Source organism: Janibacter limosus NBRC 16128, from assembly GCF_001570985.1.
Taxonomy (GTDB): Bacteria; Actinomycetota; Actinomycetes; order Actinomycetales; family Dermatophilaceae; genus Janibacter; species Janibacter limosus.
In genome coordinates this window covers 1-13,979 of the sequence record NZ_BCSS01000056.1, presented here as the reverse complement: position 1 = coordinate 13,979, position 13,979 = coordinate 1, and the positions used below count along the sequence as shown (strand labels likewise).

At 71.2% G+C, this 13,979-nt stretch carries 16 protein-coding genes and 2 pseudogenes; 14 read left to right on the top strand and 4 right to left on the bottom strand.

The annotated features are described in order from the left end of the window. The 3 genes and pseudogenes from JLI01S_RS17065 to JLI01S_RS15255 all read right to left on the bottom strand — a co-directional run. Positions 1-162 (bottom strand): annotated as a pseudogene (locus tag JLI01S_RS17065) (DNA repair protein RadA); the annotation flags it as partial. Positions 163-227: 65 nt separating this feature from the next. Beyond that, positions 228-1,646, bottom strand: a complete 1,419-nt coding sequence (locus JLI01S_RS15260; protein ID WP_068266200.1) for an FAD-binding oxidoreductase — start codon at positions 1,644-1,646, stop codon at positions 228-230. Between the two features lie 2 nt (positions 1,647-1,648). Continuing rightward, on the bottom strand, positions 1,649-2,485 hold the full coding sequence (locus tag JLI01S_RS15255; protein ID WP_068266199.1) for a DUF3109 family protein: 837 nt from the start codon (positions 2,483-2,485) through the stop codon (positions 1,649-1,651). Positions 2,486-2,569: 84 nt separating this feature from the next. On the opposite strand from JLI01S_RS15255, the gene JLI01S_RS15250 reads away from it, so the two are divergent. The 9 genes from JLI01S_RS15250 to JLI01S_RS15210 are packed head-to-tail and all read left to right on the top strand — an operon-like array spanning position 2,570 to position 9,588. Further along, complete coding sequence (locus JLI01S_RS15250) at positions 2,570-3,496, top strand: Ppx/GppA phosphatase family protein (RefSeq protein ID WP_068266198.1); 927 nt, start codon at positions 2,570-2,572, stop codon at positions 3,494-3,496. Between the two features lie 32 nt (positions 3,497-3,528). Next, the gene (locus JLI01S_RS15245; RefSeq protein WP_068266197.1) at positions 3,529-4,359 is read left to right on the top strand and encodes a sugar phosphate isomerase/epimerase family protein; all 831 of its coding nucleotides are present in this window, start codon (positions 3,529-3,531) and stop codon (positions 4,357-4,359) included. 19 nt (positions 4,360-4,378) lie between these two features. Then, positions 4,379-5,101: an ABC transporter ATP-binding protein gene (locus tag JLI01S_RS15240; RefSeq protein WP_068266203.1), complete on the top strand. Its 723-nt coding sequence runs from the start codon at positions 4,379-4,381 to the stop codon at positions 5,099-5,101. Continuing rightward, positions 5,098-5,832 (top strand): ABC transporter permease, encoded by a 735-nt coding sequence (locus JLI01S_RS15235; RefSeq protein ID WP_068266195.1) that lies wholly within the window; start codon positions 5,098-5,100, stop codon positions 5,830-5,832. Before JLI01S_RS15240 ends, JLI01S_RS15235 begins: the two co-directional genes overlap by 4 nt. Before the next feature lie 24 nt (positions 5,833-5,856). After that, positions 5,857-6,777 (top strand): diacylglycerol/lipid kinase family protein, encoded by a 921-nt coding sequence (locus JLI01S_RS15230; protein WP_068266193.1) that lies wholly within the window; start codon positions 5,857-5,859, stop codon positions 6,775-6,777. Further along, positions 6,774-7,718 (top strand): proline dehydrogenase family protein, encoded by a 945-nt coding sequence (locus JLI01S_RS15225; protein WP_157075000.1) that lies wholly within the window; start codon positions 6,774-6,776, stop codon positions 7,716-7,718. The genes JLI01S_RS15230 and JLI01S_RS15225 overlap by 4 nt, the downstream gene beginning before the upstream one ends. A gap of 28 nt (positions 7,719-7,746) precedes the next feature. Then, positions 7,747-8,535: a pyrroline-5-carboxylate reductase gene (proC, locus tag JLI01S_RS15220; RefSeq protein WP_068266186.1), complete on the top strand. Its 789-nt coding sequence runs from the start codon at positions 7,747-7,749 to the stop codon at positions 8,533-8,535. Further along, positions 8,535-9,011, top strand: a complete 477-nt coding sequence (locus tag JLI01S_RS15215) for a GNAT family N-acetyltransferase (RefSeq protein ID WP_068266184.1) — start codon at positions 8,535-8,537, stop codon at positions 9,009-9,011. The genes proC and JLI01S_RS15215 overlap by 1 nt, the downstream gene beginning before the upstream one ends. 58 nt (positions 9,012-9,069) lie before the next feature. Then, a complete protein-coding gene (locus JLI01S_RS15210) occupies positions 9,070-9,588 on the top strand; it encodes a GNAT family N-acetyltransferase (RefSeq protein WP_068266182.1) in 519 nt (172 codons plus the stop codon). Between the two features lie 72 nt (positions 9,589-9,660). Here JLI01S_RS15210 and JLI01S_RS15205 read toward each other — a convergent pair whose 3' ends face one another. Continuing rightward, positions 9,661-10,329: a potassium channel family protein gene (locus JLI01S_RS15205; RefSeq protein WP_439645582.1), complete on the bottom strand. Its 669-nt coding sequence runs from the start codon at positions 10,327-10,329 to the stop codon at positions 9,661-9,663. 62 nt (positions 10,330-10,391) lie between these two features. On the opposite strand from JLI01S_RS15205, the gene JLI01S_RS15200 reads away from it, so the two are divergent. The 5 genes and pseudogenes from JLI01S_RS15200 to JLI01S_RS17060 form a co-directional block, all read left to right on the top strand. Beyond that, positions 10,392-11,582: an acetoin utilization protein AcuC gene (locus JLI01S_RS15200; protein WP_068266178.1), complete on the top strand. Its 1,191-nt coding sequence runs from the start codon at positions 10,392-10,394 to the stop codon at positions 11,580-11,582. A gap of 170 nt (positions 11,583-11,752) precedes the next feature. Continuing rightward, positions 11,753-11,950 (top strand): helix-turn-helix domain-containing protein, encoded by a 198-nt coding sequence (locus tag JLI01S_RS15195; RefSeq protein ID WP_068266176.1) that lies wholly within the window; start codon positions 11,753-11,755, stop codon positions 11,948-11,950. A 157-nt stretch (positions 11,951-12,107) separates the two neighbouring features. Beyond that, positions 12,108-12,206, top strand: a complete 99-nt coding sequence (locus tag JLI01S_RS16795; protein ID WP_003792170.1) for a 30S ribosomal protein bS22 — start codon at positions 12,108-12,110, stop codon at positions 12,204-12,206. Positions 12,207-12,399: 193 nt separating this feature from the next. Next, positions 12,400-13,452, top strand: coding sequence for an NAD-dependent epimerase/dehydratase family protein (locus JLI01S_RS15190; RefSeq protein WP_157074999.1), 1,053 nt, complete (start codon positions 12,400-12,402; stop codon positions 13,450-13,452). Then, positions 13,452-13,979, top strand: a pseudogene (locus JLI01S_RS17060) (hypothetical protein); the annotation flags it as partial. The gene JLI01S_RS15190 and the pseudogene JLI01S_RS17060, both read left to right, overlap by 1 nt.

The window sequence follows — 13,979 nt, the reverse complement described above, 5'->3', positions numbered from 1 at the left end:
GGGACGCTCCACCCTCGCGGCGGCGAGGGTGCGGACCGTCGGCCCGCCGATCTCGTCGACGGAGCCCCATGCCTGGCACTCGCCGCAGCGGCCGACCCACTTGACGCTCGTCCAGCCGCACTCGCTGCAGCGGTAGGCGGGAGCACCCTTTTTTGAAGCCATGGCAGCAACCTACGTGGCAGCAGTGACAGCCCACTCACGACCAGCGAGGCAACGGGGGAGTGCGGTCAGAGGTCGGTGAACATCTTGCCGGGATTGAGGATCCCGAGCGGGTCGAGCGCCGCCTTGACGGCTCGATGGACTGCTCGGTTGCCCTCGTCCAGCTCGCGCGCCAGCCAGCCGCGCTTGAGGTATCCGACGCCGTGCTCGCCGGTGATCGTGCCGCCGAGCGCGAGCCCGACCTCCATGATCCGGTCGAAGGCGGCGTCGGCTCGCGCGACGTCCTCGGGGTCGGAGGCGTCGAAGAAGATCGACGGGTGGGTGTTGCCGTCACCCGCGTGGGCGACGACGGCGAGGGTCAGCCCGCTCTCCGCGGCGATCTCGTCGAGCCGGTCGTAGAACTCCGGCAGCCGGTGGCGCGGGAGGCACACGTCGTCGAGCAGCTGACCGCCGCCGTGAGACTGCGCGTGGTGCTCGTAGGCCACCTGCGCCAACCGCCGGGCCGCCACGAGGGCCGCGCTGTCGGCCGGGTCCGGGGAGAAGACGACGTCGATCGAGCCATTGGCCTCGGCGAACCCGGCGAAGGCCTCGACCTCTGCCTGCGCGGTCTGCGGGTTGCCGCTGCCGTCAGACTGCATGAGCAGCATCGCGCCCGCGTCCTCGTCGAGCCCGACGTCGCGGTAGGCGTTGATCATCCGCAGGGTCGTGCCGTCCATCGACTCGAGCAGGGAGGGCTGGGCTCCTGAGGCCATGAGGTCGGCGACGGCAGCGGCCGCGTGCCGCAGGTCGGCGAAGGTCGCGACCGCGGTCAGCGGCTGCGGCAGGGCGGGCACGAGGCGCAGGGTGACCTCGACGACCACTCCGAGGGTGCCCTCCGACCCGACGAAGAGGCCGCGCAGGTCGAGCCCGGCAACCCCCTTCGCCGTCGTCGTGCCGATCGTCGTCAGGGTGCCGTCGGCGAGGACGACGCGCAGCTGTCGTACGTAGTCGCGCGTCACCCCGTACTTGACGCAGCACAGCCCGCCGGCGTTGGTCGCGACATTGCCGCCGATGGAGGAGATCGCGACCGACCCTGGGTCCGGCGGATAGGACAGCCCGTGCTCCACGAGCGCGTCCTTGAGGTCCTGGTTGATGATCCCCGGCTCGACGGTCACCGTGCGCTCTTCGGCGTCGACGTCCAGCACCCGCGTCATCCGCTCCAGCGACAGCAGCAGGCAGCCGGGCACCGCGTTGGCCCCGCCCGACAGCCCGGTGCGTGCCCCCTGTGGCACGACCGGCACCCGGTGACGGGTGGCGAAGCGCATCGTCTCCTGCACGTCCTCGATCGTGCGCGCCCGCACGAGGGCCAGCGCGCCCTCGTCGGGGCACCAGAGCGCCTGGTCCCGGGAGTGCGACCCGACGACGTCGGGGTCGGTGACGAGGGCGCCGTCGCTGAGCAGTGGGCCCAGCTCGGACCGGATCGAGGTCGTGAGGTCGCTGGGCTCCATGATCACTTCTCCCGTGCAGCGAGGGTCGCGGGGTGGACGAGCAGGGGGAGGAGCGCCCGGCCGGAGGGCGAAGGGCGGGACCCTCCCGTGGCCGTGGTGACGGCGGCGACGAGCGCCAGATGGGCCTCGCAGCGCGCGGCGAGCTCCTCATACCCGGCGACACCCATGAGCTCGATGAGCCCGGCGCGCTCGGTGACGTAGACGGGGTCGACGGCGACGTGGGCGTCGGGGCTGCCCGAGCAGTACCAGTCCAGGTCGTGCCCGCCCGCGCCCCAGCCCCGGCGGTCGTACTCGCCGATGCTGACCTCGAGATAGCTGCTGTCGTCGGGCAGCTCGACCGTGCGGTAGGTGCGGCGGATCGGCAGCTGCCAGCACACGTCCGGCTTGACCGTGTGCGGCTCGACCTCGGTGAGCACCGCGTGCTGGTGGAGGGCGCAGCCGGCGCCGGCAGGGAATCCCGGACGGTTGAAGAAGATGCAGGCGCCGTCGACGACCTTGGTCTTGAGGTCCCCGTCCTCCTTCTCCGTCCACGCGGACTTGCGGGTGGAGCCGGGGTGCAGCTGCCACTCGTCCTCGCCGAGATGCTCGGCGATCGCCTTTACCCGGGTGAAGTCGTCCTTGTCGGTGAAGTGCGCTCCGAGCACGCAGCAGCCGAAGTCGGGCTTGTCCGCGTCGATGCCGTGGCACCCGCTGCCGAAGACACAGGTCCACGACGAGGTCAGCCAGGTCAGGTCGCAGCGGAAGCGCTGCTCGTCATCGGCCGGGTCCTCGAACTCGACCCAGGTGCGCGCCGTCGTCAGGTCGGTCTCGCCGGGGTGCTGGGGAGTGTCATCGCTCACGGCCGTCACCCTATGCCGCGGTCACCCACGGTCTGGGGCGGTGGGCGCGGTGATGGCGTGCCCGCTGCGTCTACTGTTGCCCCCGTGCGCCTTGGTGTCATCGATATCGGTTCCAACACCGTCCATCTGCTCATCGTCGACGCCCACCACGGTGCGGCGCCGATCCCTGCGACGTCCCACAAGATCCTGCTGCGGCTCTCCGAGCACGTCGACGACGAGGGTCTGATCGACGAAGGGGGCGCTGCCGACCTCTCCCGCTTCGTCGCGGAGTGTCTCGAGATCGCGGAGGACCACGGGGCGGAGGAGGTCTTCGCCTTTGCCACGAGTGCGGTCCGTGAGGCGCCCAACGGCGATGCGGTGCTCGCCAGGGTGCGCGCCGAGACCGGCGTCGACCTGCAGGTGCTCAGCGGCGAGGACGAGGCACGCCTGACCTTCCTCGCGGCGCGACGGTGGGCCGGGTGGTCGGCCGGCAAGCTGCTGGTCATCGACATCGGTGGGGGCTCCCTGGAGCTGACCCTCGGTGACGACGAGGACCCCGACATCGCCAAGTCCCTGCTCCTCGGAGCCGGCCGCACCACTCGTGAGCTGCTTCCCGGGGACCCACCGACCGCGCAGGAGATCAAGCAGGCACGTCGTCGTGTGCGGGCCACGCTCGCCAAGGAGATCCGGCCCTATGCCAAGGCCAGCTCGCCCGACACGGTCCTGGGGACGAGCAAGACGATGCGCTCGCTGGCTCGCATCGCCGGCGCTGCGCCGAGCGGCGACGGGCCCTATGTCGACCGCCGGCTGCGGCGCGCCGACGTCACGGCGACGATCGCCCGGATCACGCCCATGACGGCTGCAGAGCGGGTCGAGCTGCCCGGGGTCTCGGCCTCACGGGCCCACCAGATCCTCGCCGGCGGCATCGTTGCCGAGGCCGCGATGGACCTGCTCGGCGTCGAGGAGCTGACGATCTGCCCGTGGGCGCTGCGCGAGGGCGTGCTCCTGCGGTATCTCGACGTCCTGGCCTGATCGCGTCGCCCTTGCGGGGCTACGCTCGGTGCATGCCAGATCCAGCACGCCATCTGCCGGTGGGGCTGTCCACGGCGTCGGTCTACCCCGAGGGAGCGGCCGCAGCCTTCGAGACCGCTGCCCGGCTCGGCTACGACGGCGTCGAGATCATGGTCTGGACGGATCCGATCTCGCAGAACGCCGGGGCGCTGCGCGCGCTCGCCGACCACCACGGCATCGACATCGTCTCGATCCATGCACCGACTCTCTTGCTCACCCAGCGGGTGATGAGCCCGGACCCGTGGGGCAAGGTCGACAAATCGATCGAGCTCGCCCAGGAGGTGGGCGCACCGACGGTGGTGCTCCACCCGCCCTTCCGCTGGCAGAAGGAGTACGCCAGCACCTTCGCCGACGGCGTCGCCGAGCGCGAGGACGAGAGCGGCATCGTGCTGGCCGTCGAAAACATGTTTCCGTGGGCGGCCCGCGGCCGGCAGGTGCAGGCCTACCTCCCCCACTGGGACCCGGTGCCCCAGCCCTACGACCACGTGACGATCGACCTGTCGCACACCGCGACCGCGCGCAGCGACGCGATGCAGATGGTGCTCGACCTCGGTGACCGTCTCTCGCACATCCACCTGGCTGACGGCCACCTCACGACGCTCAAGGACGACCATCTCGTCCCGGGCCGAGGGACGCAGCCGTGTGCCGGGGTCCTCCAGCACATCGCGACGAGCGGGTTCTCCGGCTCGGTCGTACTCGAGGTGGGGACCCGCCGTCGGCCACGTGAGCGCGAGGCCGACCTGCGGGAGTCGCTCGAGTTCGCCCGCCGGCACCTGGGGCAGGTCGACGATGCCGGCGAGACCGCGGTCGGCTCGGCGTCCTGATGACCACGGGGCCGAGCGCATGGTGATCGACGCGGTCGAGGTCGATGGTCTGCGCGTCGTCCGCGGGGGTCGGCTCGTCCTGCCCGGCCTGGATCTGCGGGTCCCCGCCGGCCAGGTCGTCGGGCTCCTTGGGCCGAGCGGTGGCGGCAAGTCGACGGTGATGCGTGCGGTTGTCGGAGTGCAGCGCGTCGACGCGGGTCGGGTCGAGGTCCTCGGGCTGCCCGCCGGACACCCTGACCTGCGTCACCGGGTCGGCTATGTCACCCAGGCGCCGAGCGTCTACGGCGACCTGACCGTCGGTGAGAATGTCCTGCACTTCGCCCGGCTGCTCGGCGTCCGTGACCCCGCCTCGGCTGCTCGCGAGGCGGTCGAGCGCGTCGACCTGACCAGCCACGCGCGATCACGTACCGACGCGCTGTCGGGCGGGCAGCGCAGCCGAGCGAGCCTCGCCGCCGCGCTCGTCGGCCGGCCCGAGCTGCTCGTGCTCGACGAGCCGACGGTCGGGCTCGACCCCGTCCTGCGCCGTGACCTGTGGACGCTGTTCCGCCAGCTCGCCGACGACGGCGTGACCCTCCTGATCTCCAGCCACGTCATGGACGAGGCCTCCAGGTGCGACCGCCTCGTCCTCCTGCGCGATGGGCAGGTCCTCGCCGACGAGACCCCCGCCGACCTGCTCGAGCAGACCGGGGCAGCCGACACCGAGGGTGCCTTCCTCTCACTCGTGGAGGGGGTCGCGACATGAACCCCCGGTTGACCCTCGTCACTGCGGGCCGGGTGCTGCGACAGGTGCTGCGCGACCGCCGGACTCTGGCGCTCATGCTCGTCGTGCCCGTGGTCCTCATGTGCCTGCTGGCGTGGATCTACGCCGACGGGCCGCTCTTCGCGCGGGTCGGGCCGACGCTGCTGACGGTCTTCCCCTTCGTCGTCATGTTCGTCGTCACGAGCGTCGCGACCTTGCGGGAGCGCACGAGCGGCACCCTCGAGCGGCTGCTCACGACCCCGATGGGCAAGGGTGACCTCGTGCTCGGGTACGCGCTCGCCTTCACCCTGCTGGCCGTCGTCCAGGGTGTGCTGGTCACGACGGTCTCGGTGTGGCTCCTCGGGCTCGGCACCGCTGCCTCCTCGGCCTGGCTCGTGCTCGTCGTCGTCGCCAGCGGTGTCCTCGGCACCTCCTTGGGCCTGCTCGCCTCGGCCTTTGCCGCCACGGAGTTCCAGGCAGTGCAGCTGATGCCCGCCACGGTGCTGCCCCAGTTCCTCCTGTGCGGCCTGCTCGTCCCGCGCGACCAGCTGCCGCGAATCCTCGAGCTGGTGTCGGACGTGCTCCCGCTGTCCTACGTCGTGGACGCCGCCACTGCCGTCGCCCGGCAGGTGCGACCGCGCGGTGACCTGGCCACTCCGCTGCTCGTCATCGCCGGCTGGATCCTCGTCGCGCTCGTCCTCGGGAGCCTCACCCTGCGCCGCCGTACCCCGTGACCTCCTGACCGTAGGCTGACGCTCGTGAGACGACTCCTCTTCATCGCCAATGCCTCCGCGGGGACCTCCGACAAGGAGAGCCAGGACGCTGCCCTGGCCGTCCTGCGCGCGGACGCCGACGTCCGGGTGGTCGAGACCGAGTCGGTCGACGAGCTCACCGAGGCCGTCTCCGAGCGTGACGGCCGAGAGGTCGTCATCGCCGGTGGCGATGGATCCCTCAACGCCTTCGTCACTGCCCTGTGCCGTGCCGGCGACCTGGGCGAGGACCCGCCGACCGTGGGGCTGCTGCCCATGGGGACGGGCAACGACTTCGCCCGGTCGGTCGACCTGCCCAAGGACCCCGCCGAGGCCGCGCGGGTCGTGCTGGCCAGCCCCGTCCGTCCCGTCGACGTCCTCATCGACGACGACGACATGCTCGTCGCCAATGCCGTGCACATCGGGGTGGGGGAGGAGGCCGGACGGATCGCCGCCCCGTGGAAGGAACGCCTGGGCAAGGTGCACCTGGGGATCCTCGGCTACGTCATCGGAGGGATCGCCGCAGGCTTTGGCCAGCAGGGGCGCCACCTCGAGGTCATCGCAGACGACGAGGTGATCAGCGACGGCAGCCGGCGCGTGCTGCAGGTCGCCATCACGATCGGTACCAGCGTCGGCGGTGGCACCGAGCTCGCACCCGACGCCCGTCCCGGCGACGGACTCGCCGAGGTCGTCGTCTCCTACGCCGTGGCACCCTCACGTCGGGCCCGCTATGCCCTGCGCCTGAGTCGGGGCACCCACACCGAGCTCGACGATGTCGTCACCACCCGCGCGCGCACCGTCACCGTGCGCGGCCTCCACCACGAGGTCGCCGCCAACTCCGACGGTGAGGAGCTGGAGCCCGCTCGCGAGCGCACCTGGCGCGTGGTGCCCGGTGCCTACCGCCTCCACTCGCCGGAGCCGACGACATGAGCCTGGTGAACCCCGATCGCCTGCGCACACGCATGCTCGAAGCGCTCCTGGCGCCGCAGCGCCGCGATGTCGTCGCCCGCTCGCGCGTCGTCACTGCGGCCCGAGACCGCTTCGTCTCCGGAGAGTCGGTCGACGAGGCGGTCGTCACCGCGGCGTGGCTGCGTCGCACCAACCGGTTGGCCGCGCTCCACCCGCTCCTGCCGGTGGCCACCGACGCCGCAGGGGTCGAGGCCACGGTCGCCGAGGCGGTGACCGCGATCGAGCGGGTCGCCCCGGTGACGTCCGGCGGGGACTACCGATCGGAGATCTATCTCGCCCCGGAGCACCTCGGGCTGGGCTCTGACGCGGGCCGGGCTGCCGAGGCCCTGCACCGGATCTGTGTCGCCGGCACCGAGCGCCTGGTGGACGTAACCCTCCGCTCCGGCCCGCACGAGGACGTCGACGCCCTCCTCGATCTCGTCGAGCGGACCCGGCAGGAGCACCCGCGCCTCACGACCTCCCTCGTGGCCCGCCGGCACCGGAGCGAGGCCGACGCGCTGGCGCTCGCCGCCGAGGGCGCGCGAGTGCGGTTGGTGCGCGGTGGGACGGGGGAGCCCCGAGCGATCGCCTGGCAGGACCCGCACGAGGTCGATCTGGCCTTCGCCCGCTGCCTCGCGACGCTGCTCGGGAGCGGGGTGCACACGGTCGTCGCCACCCACGAACCCGTCCTCCTCGACCTCGCCGACGGACTCGCCGACCAGTCCGGCCGCGGCCCCGAAGGTCTGGAGTACCAGTTCTTCCTCGGCGCGGACCCGGACCTGCAACTGCGCACCGCCGATGCCGGTCACCGGGTGCGCGTCCTCGTGCCCTACGGGCCCGGGTGGCTCGATCACCTCCACGACCTCGCCCGCCGCCCCTCCGGGGTGCGCCGTCTCGTCGAGACGCTGAGCGGCCGGGCATGACCATCACCACCCACGAGCAGGAGCACAGATGACGACCGCGATCTACGGAGTCGGAGCGATGGGCAGCGCGATCCTCGAGGCCCTCACGGCGGATGGCGAAGGGGAGGTCCTCGCCGTCGAGGGTGCACCCGAGCGGGCCGAGAGCGTGCGTGCGCAGTACGCCGACCGCCCGGGGGTGGAGGTCGTCGACGCCGCGACCGCGGCGGCGCGCGCCGATGTGCACCTGATCGTCGTCAAGCCCTACTCCGTGGCGGGGCTGCTCGAGGAGCTGGCGCCCTCCCTTCGCCCCGGGTCGATCGTCCTGTCGCTGGCACTCGGGGTCTCCCTGGACGATCTGGCCGCAGCGCTCCCGGAGGGCGTTGCCGCCATCCGCGGCATGCCCAACACCCCCGCCCGGGTCGGGCAGGGCATGACGGTGCTCAGCCCCGCCGCGGACGTCACTGACGAGCAGGTGCAGCTCGTGCGCGACCTGCTCGCCCCGACCGGCGGGACCCTGGTCCTGCCGGAGGCCCAGCAGGGCGTGGCCACGGCGCTGTCCGGATCGGCCCCGGCGTACTTCTACCTCGTCGTGGAGGCCATGGTCGACGCGGGCGTCGCGCGCGGGCTCACCCGTGCCGACGCGCTCGCCCTGGCCGGTCAGGCCACGCGGGGCGCCGGCGCCATGCTCGTCGAGACGGGCGAGGAGGCGGCGCTGCTGCGAGCCGCCGTGACCTCGCCCGGTGGCTCGACCGCCGCCGCCCTGGCTCGACTGGAGGCCCACGGGGTGCGTCACGCGTTCGCCGACGCCGTCGACGCCTGCACCGACCGAGCGAGCTGATGGGCGACGCCTGGGCCGTCCGCCGGCTCTCCGGCGACGACTGGGGGCTCCACCGTGCAGTGCGGCTCGCGATGCTCCTCGACCAGCCGGACGCCTACGGCAGCACCTTCGCGCGTGAGGTGGCCTTCGACGAAGCCACCTGGCGGGAGCGGCTCGGCCACCCGGTCCTCATCGCGGAGAGCGACGCCGGTCTGCCGCTCGGCGTGGCCACGCTCTTTCGCCCCGATGCGTCCCACGCTCCGGAGATCGTCGCCATGTGGGTGGCAGGGCACGCACGCGGCGATGGCATCGCCGACGCGCTCGTCGAGGCCTGCGTCGATCTCGCCCGTGAGCGTGGGGACAGCGTGGTCAGACTGCACGTCATGCGGGACAACCGGCGAGCGGTGGCCTTCTACGAGCGGGTCGGGTTCGCCTTCGACGGGTCCCCCGGGGACATCGACGGATGTGACCGGATGAGCCGGGTCCTGACCGCCTGAGGTGAACATTGCGTGACCCGGCAGGGCAATTCGCGGTCGGGGATGAGAGACTCACGCCATGAGTGAGATCACTGTGCGCGCACTGACCGAGGACGAGTGGGAGACCTATCGCAGCCTTCGGCTGGAAGCGCTGCAGGAATCTCCGGACGCCTTCGTGGCCGACCACGACGCGGAGTCGGCCGAGCCGGAGGAGTTCTGGCGAGCCCGGATGGCGCGCAGCGACCGGCTCGTGGCCGAGGCCGAGGGCACCCACGTGGGTGTCGTCAGCATCGGTGCCGCCGACGAGGGCAAGTCAGAGGACGCCGGGCAGCTCTTCGGCCTGTGGGTCCGCCCCGACTGGCGCGGACGCAGCGTCGCCGCCAACCTCGTGCGCCAGAGCGCCCGCATCGCGGAGAAGAAGGGCCTGTCGCAGCTCTACTACTGGGTCGGCTCCGACAACGGCCGCGCTGTGGCCTTCGCCTCCAGCTTCGGCTTCCGCCCGACCGATGACCGTCGCCCGATGCGGGTCTCGGGCGGAGACGGCGTCGTCGAGGAAGAGGTCGCCCTCGTCCTCGCGCTCGGTGAGGACCGCGGCTGACCCAGCCCCCACGACAACGAGTGGCCCACCCCCTTCGGACCAAGGGAGTGGGCCACCGCTCGTCGTGGCGGTCTACGGGCGGGCGGCCATCCGCTCGATGAGGGCCGTGGGCCCGCTGACGATGATCAGGTCGCCATTGCGCACCTTGGTCTCTGGGCGGGCATAGGTGAAGTCCTGGCCCGGGGACTTCACGCCCACGACCGTGACGCCGTACTTGCTGCGGATGGAGGACTGCTCGAGGGTGAAGCCCACGGCCTCCTGGGGCGGGGTCATCTTGACGATCGCGAAGCCGTCGTCGAACTCGATGTAGTCCATCAGGCGGCTGCCGATGAGGTGCGCGAGCCGCTTGCCCGACTCGATCTCGGGGGAGAGGACGTGGTGCACGCCGATCCGGTTGAGGATGCGCGCGTGCGCCGGGCTGACCGCCTTGGCCCACACCTTGGGTGCCTCGCCATCGATGAGATTGACGGCCGCGAGCACGCTCGCCTCGATGGACGAGCCGATCCCCAGGACGCTGGCCGAAAAGGTGTGCGGCTTCAGCTCCTCGATGGTCGTGACCGAGGTGGCGTCTCCCTGGACGATCCGACCGACGCGGCCGAGGAAGGTCTCGGCCAGCGCAGGATCGAGCTCGAGCGCCGTCACGCGGTTGCCCAAGCGGTGCAGCTCGGTGGCGACGGCTCCGCCGAAGCGGCCGAGGCCGAGGACGAGGACGTCCTCGTTGTGCAGACGCATGCGCGGCACGCGGTCCTCCGATCGTCGGGATGGTCGTGGAAGACGACACTAGCCGGGGTAGCGTCTCGATCATGAGCACACAGGCGTGCGCCATCTGGGGCGAGGACTTCACGCGGTACGACTTCGGCGCCGGCCATCCCATGTCGCCGGTTCGACTGGACCTCACGGCGCGTCTGTGCCAGACGCTCGGTGTCTTTGACGGCGTGGATGTCGTCGATGTCGAGCCGGCCACTGACGACATGCTCCTGAGCGTCCACGGTCGCGACTACATCGAGGCCGTCAAGCGCATCTCCGCCGACCCGACGAGCGCCGACGGCAGCTGGGGGATCGGCACCGACGACGTGCCCGCCTTCGCCGGCATCCACGAGAGCAGCGCCCGCATCGTCGCTGGCTCCGTCGAGGCCGCACGCCGCGTGTGGACCGGCGAGGCCGAGCACGGCGTCAACTTCACCGGCGGTATGCACCACGCCATGCGTGACCGTGCCGCCGGCTTCTGCATCTACAACGACATCGCCGCAGCCATCTCCTGGCTCCTCGATCAGGGCGTCGAGCGGATCGCCTACGTTGATGTGGACGTCCACCACGGCGATGGTGTCCAGGAGATCTTCTACGACGACCCCCGGGTCCTCACGGTCTCGGTGCACGAGTCGGGTCGAACGCTCTTCCCCGGCACAGGGTGGCCGGGCGACACGGGCGGTCCGGGGGCCGAGGGCACTGCTGTCAATGTCGCGCTCCCTCCGGGAGTGACCGACGGCCCGTGGTTGCGGGCGATCACGTCGGTGGCAGCTCCGGTGGTCCGTGCCTTCGAGCCGCAGGTCCTCGTGACCCAGCACGGGTGCGACACCCACAAGGACGACCCGCTGGCGCACATGGCGCTCTCCCTCGACGCACAGCGTCAGGCCGCGGTCAACCTGCACCGGCTCGCGCACGAGGTGAGCGACGGACGGTGGCTGGCGGTCGGTGGCGGCGGTTATGACATCACCAGCGCCGTCCCGCGCGCGTGGACCCACCTGACGGCCATCGCCGCCCACAAGCCCGTGCCTGCGTCGACCGAGACCCCCGTGGCCTGGCGCGAGCACGTCGAGCTGGTCGGTGGGCAGCCGGGGCCGGCTCGGATGGGCGACCTGCCGGACAAGGAGCTGCCGATCTGGGTGCAGCCCTGGGCGATGGGCTACAACCCGCACAGCGGGGTCGACCGGGCGATCATGGCCACCCGCGAGGCGATCTTTCCGCTGTACGGGCTCGACGTCTGGTACGACTGAAAACCACGACTCGAGCAGGTCTCATCGGCGTGTCGGGTGGACGCGGACGAAATTCACCCCCTGCCTGTCTTCACAGCCGTCACATCTGCCCCTATGGTGGACACCTGCAGGGCTCGTCGAGGTCCGCTGGCATCCGCTGGCGGCGCGGTCCTGCGGATTACGAGGTGATCATGTCCAACGACCGACTGGGTGAGGTGCGTTTCCTCACCGTTGCTGAGGTCGCGGCGATCATGCGCGTGTCCAAGATGACCGTGTACCGCATGGTCCACAACGGTGACCTGCCTGCCGTGCGAGTCGGCCGGAGTTTCAGGGTCTCCGAGGACGCGGTGCACACCTATCTCGAGACCTCTTTCGTCGAGACGGCCTGACCTTCCTGGCGACGCTCGCCCGGGCCCGGCGCGAAGCACACCTCGCGAGCAGATAGACTCTGTCGTCTGACTCGTTCTCGGTGGGGCCTGCGCATGCAGGATCGGCATCGCTCGAGGCACCACCGTCAGCACTGATCACGACACGAAGGACATCCGCATGGGTTCTGTCATCAAGAAGCGGCGCAAGCGCATGGCGAAGAAGAAGCACCGCAAATTGCTGCGCAAGACGCGCCACCAGCGTCGCAACAAGAAGTGACCTCACGAAGGGGGCCCCTCCGCACCGCGGACGGGCCCCCTTCGCCATCCCTGCATGGCGGGTGCTGAGGAGGGCGTGATCCCTGTCTCTCATCGCCACTCATGCCGTCGCCCCCTCCCGCACGGCCTGTCGCGAGACTAGGCTGCGACCCAGTCCATGACCTGTGGTCGACGTCCTCAAGGAAGGTGTACCGGTGCCCGAGACCGTGCTCGTCGCAGGCGTATCCCGCCATCTCGGCGGAGCCTTCGCCCGCCGTCTGAGCCGGGATGACTCGATCGGTCGGATCATCGGCGTCGACGTCGTCCCCCCGCGCCACGGCATCGGCCGCGCCGAGTTCATGCGTGCCGACATCCGTAGCCCCCTGATCAGCCGGATCATCTCCGGCAACGACGTCGACACCGTCGTGCACATGGGGGTCATCGCGACGCCGCGCGCCGGCGGGGGGCGGGCCACCCAAAAAGAGGTCAACGTCATCGGCACGATGCAGCTCCTGGCGGCTTGCCAGCGGGCCGAGTCGGTCACCAAGCTCGTCGTGAAGTCGACCGCCGGCGTCTACGGGTCGAGCCCACGGGACCCGGCCATGTTCACCGAGGACATGGCGGCGAAGAAGATGCCCAGCTCCGGGTGGGCGCGCGACAGCGTCGAGGTCGAGGGGTACGTCCGCGGGCTCTCCCGCCGGCGCCCCGACATCGAGATCACGACCCTGCGCTTCGCCAATGTCATCGGCCCACGCATCCGCACGGCCTTCACGGACCACTTCAGCCTGCCGATCATCCCGATCCCCTTCGGCTATGACGCGCGGCTCCAGTTCGTCCACGAGGACGACTGCGTGGCCGCGCTCACCCACTCCGTCGGCCTGCCCGGTCTCGGTGCGGTCAATGTCGCCGGCGACGGCATCATCACCGCGAGCCAGGCCGCCAACCTGGCCGGCCGACCCTTCCTGCTCGTCCCACGCATGGCGACCGGCACGGTCACCGACCTGGCCAAGAGGCTGGGCCTGATCGACATCGGCTCCGACCAGCTCGACCTGCTGAGCTTCGGTCGTGGCCTGGACACCCGACGCATGCGCGAGGTCCTCGGCTTCGAGCCGGCGTACACGACGCGCGCTGCCTACGAGGACTACGCCCGCGCGACCAAGGGGAGGGTGCTCGACCGCCTGCCCTTCGCCCAGCCCGGATGGTCTGCTGTGCAGGCCGCCGAGGCCGCGATGCGGGCCGTGACGCCCACCACCGAGAGTGAGAAGTGATGGCCGACAGCACCCGCGCCACCCGCCCCAGGACCACGGCGAAGAAGACCACGGCGAAGAAGAGCACGGCCACCACGGCCGCCGCCAAGAAGGCGCCGGCGAAGAAGACCACGGCGAAGAAGAGCGCGGCGAAGAACAGCGCGGCCACCACGGCCGCCGTCAAGAAGGCGCCGGCGAAGAAGGCCACCGCCACGAAGCCGGCTGCGAAGAGCACCAAGGCGGCACGTCCCAGCGCTGTCGCCGCTGCAGCCGACCGTGCAGGTGGCGAGCGGGCTCGCCGGCGCAGCACCCCCCTTCTCACCGGTCCGTCCGCACAGGTGCCCACCAGCACGGCGCCCGCGCGCACGAAGCCGTCCTCACGCACGTCGAGCGCGTCCCGCAAGCCCACGCTCACCGTGGTGCCGGGTCCTGACGGGGCGCCCCCGGCAGCCAAGCGCACGACCGCGCGCAAGACCGCGACGGCCGGCAAGGCATCGGCCCGGCGCCGGCCCCCGACCCGACGCACAGGCTCGACGCCGCGACCGGTC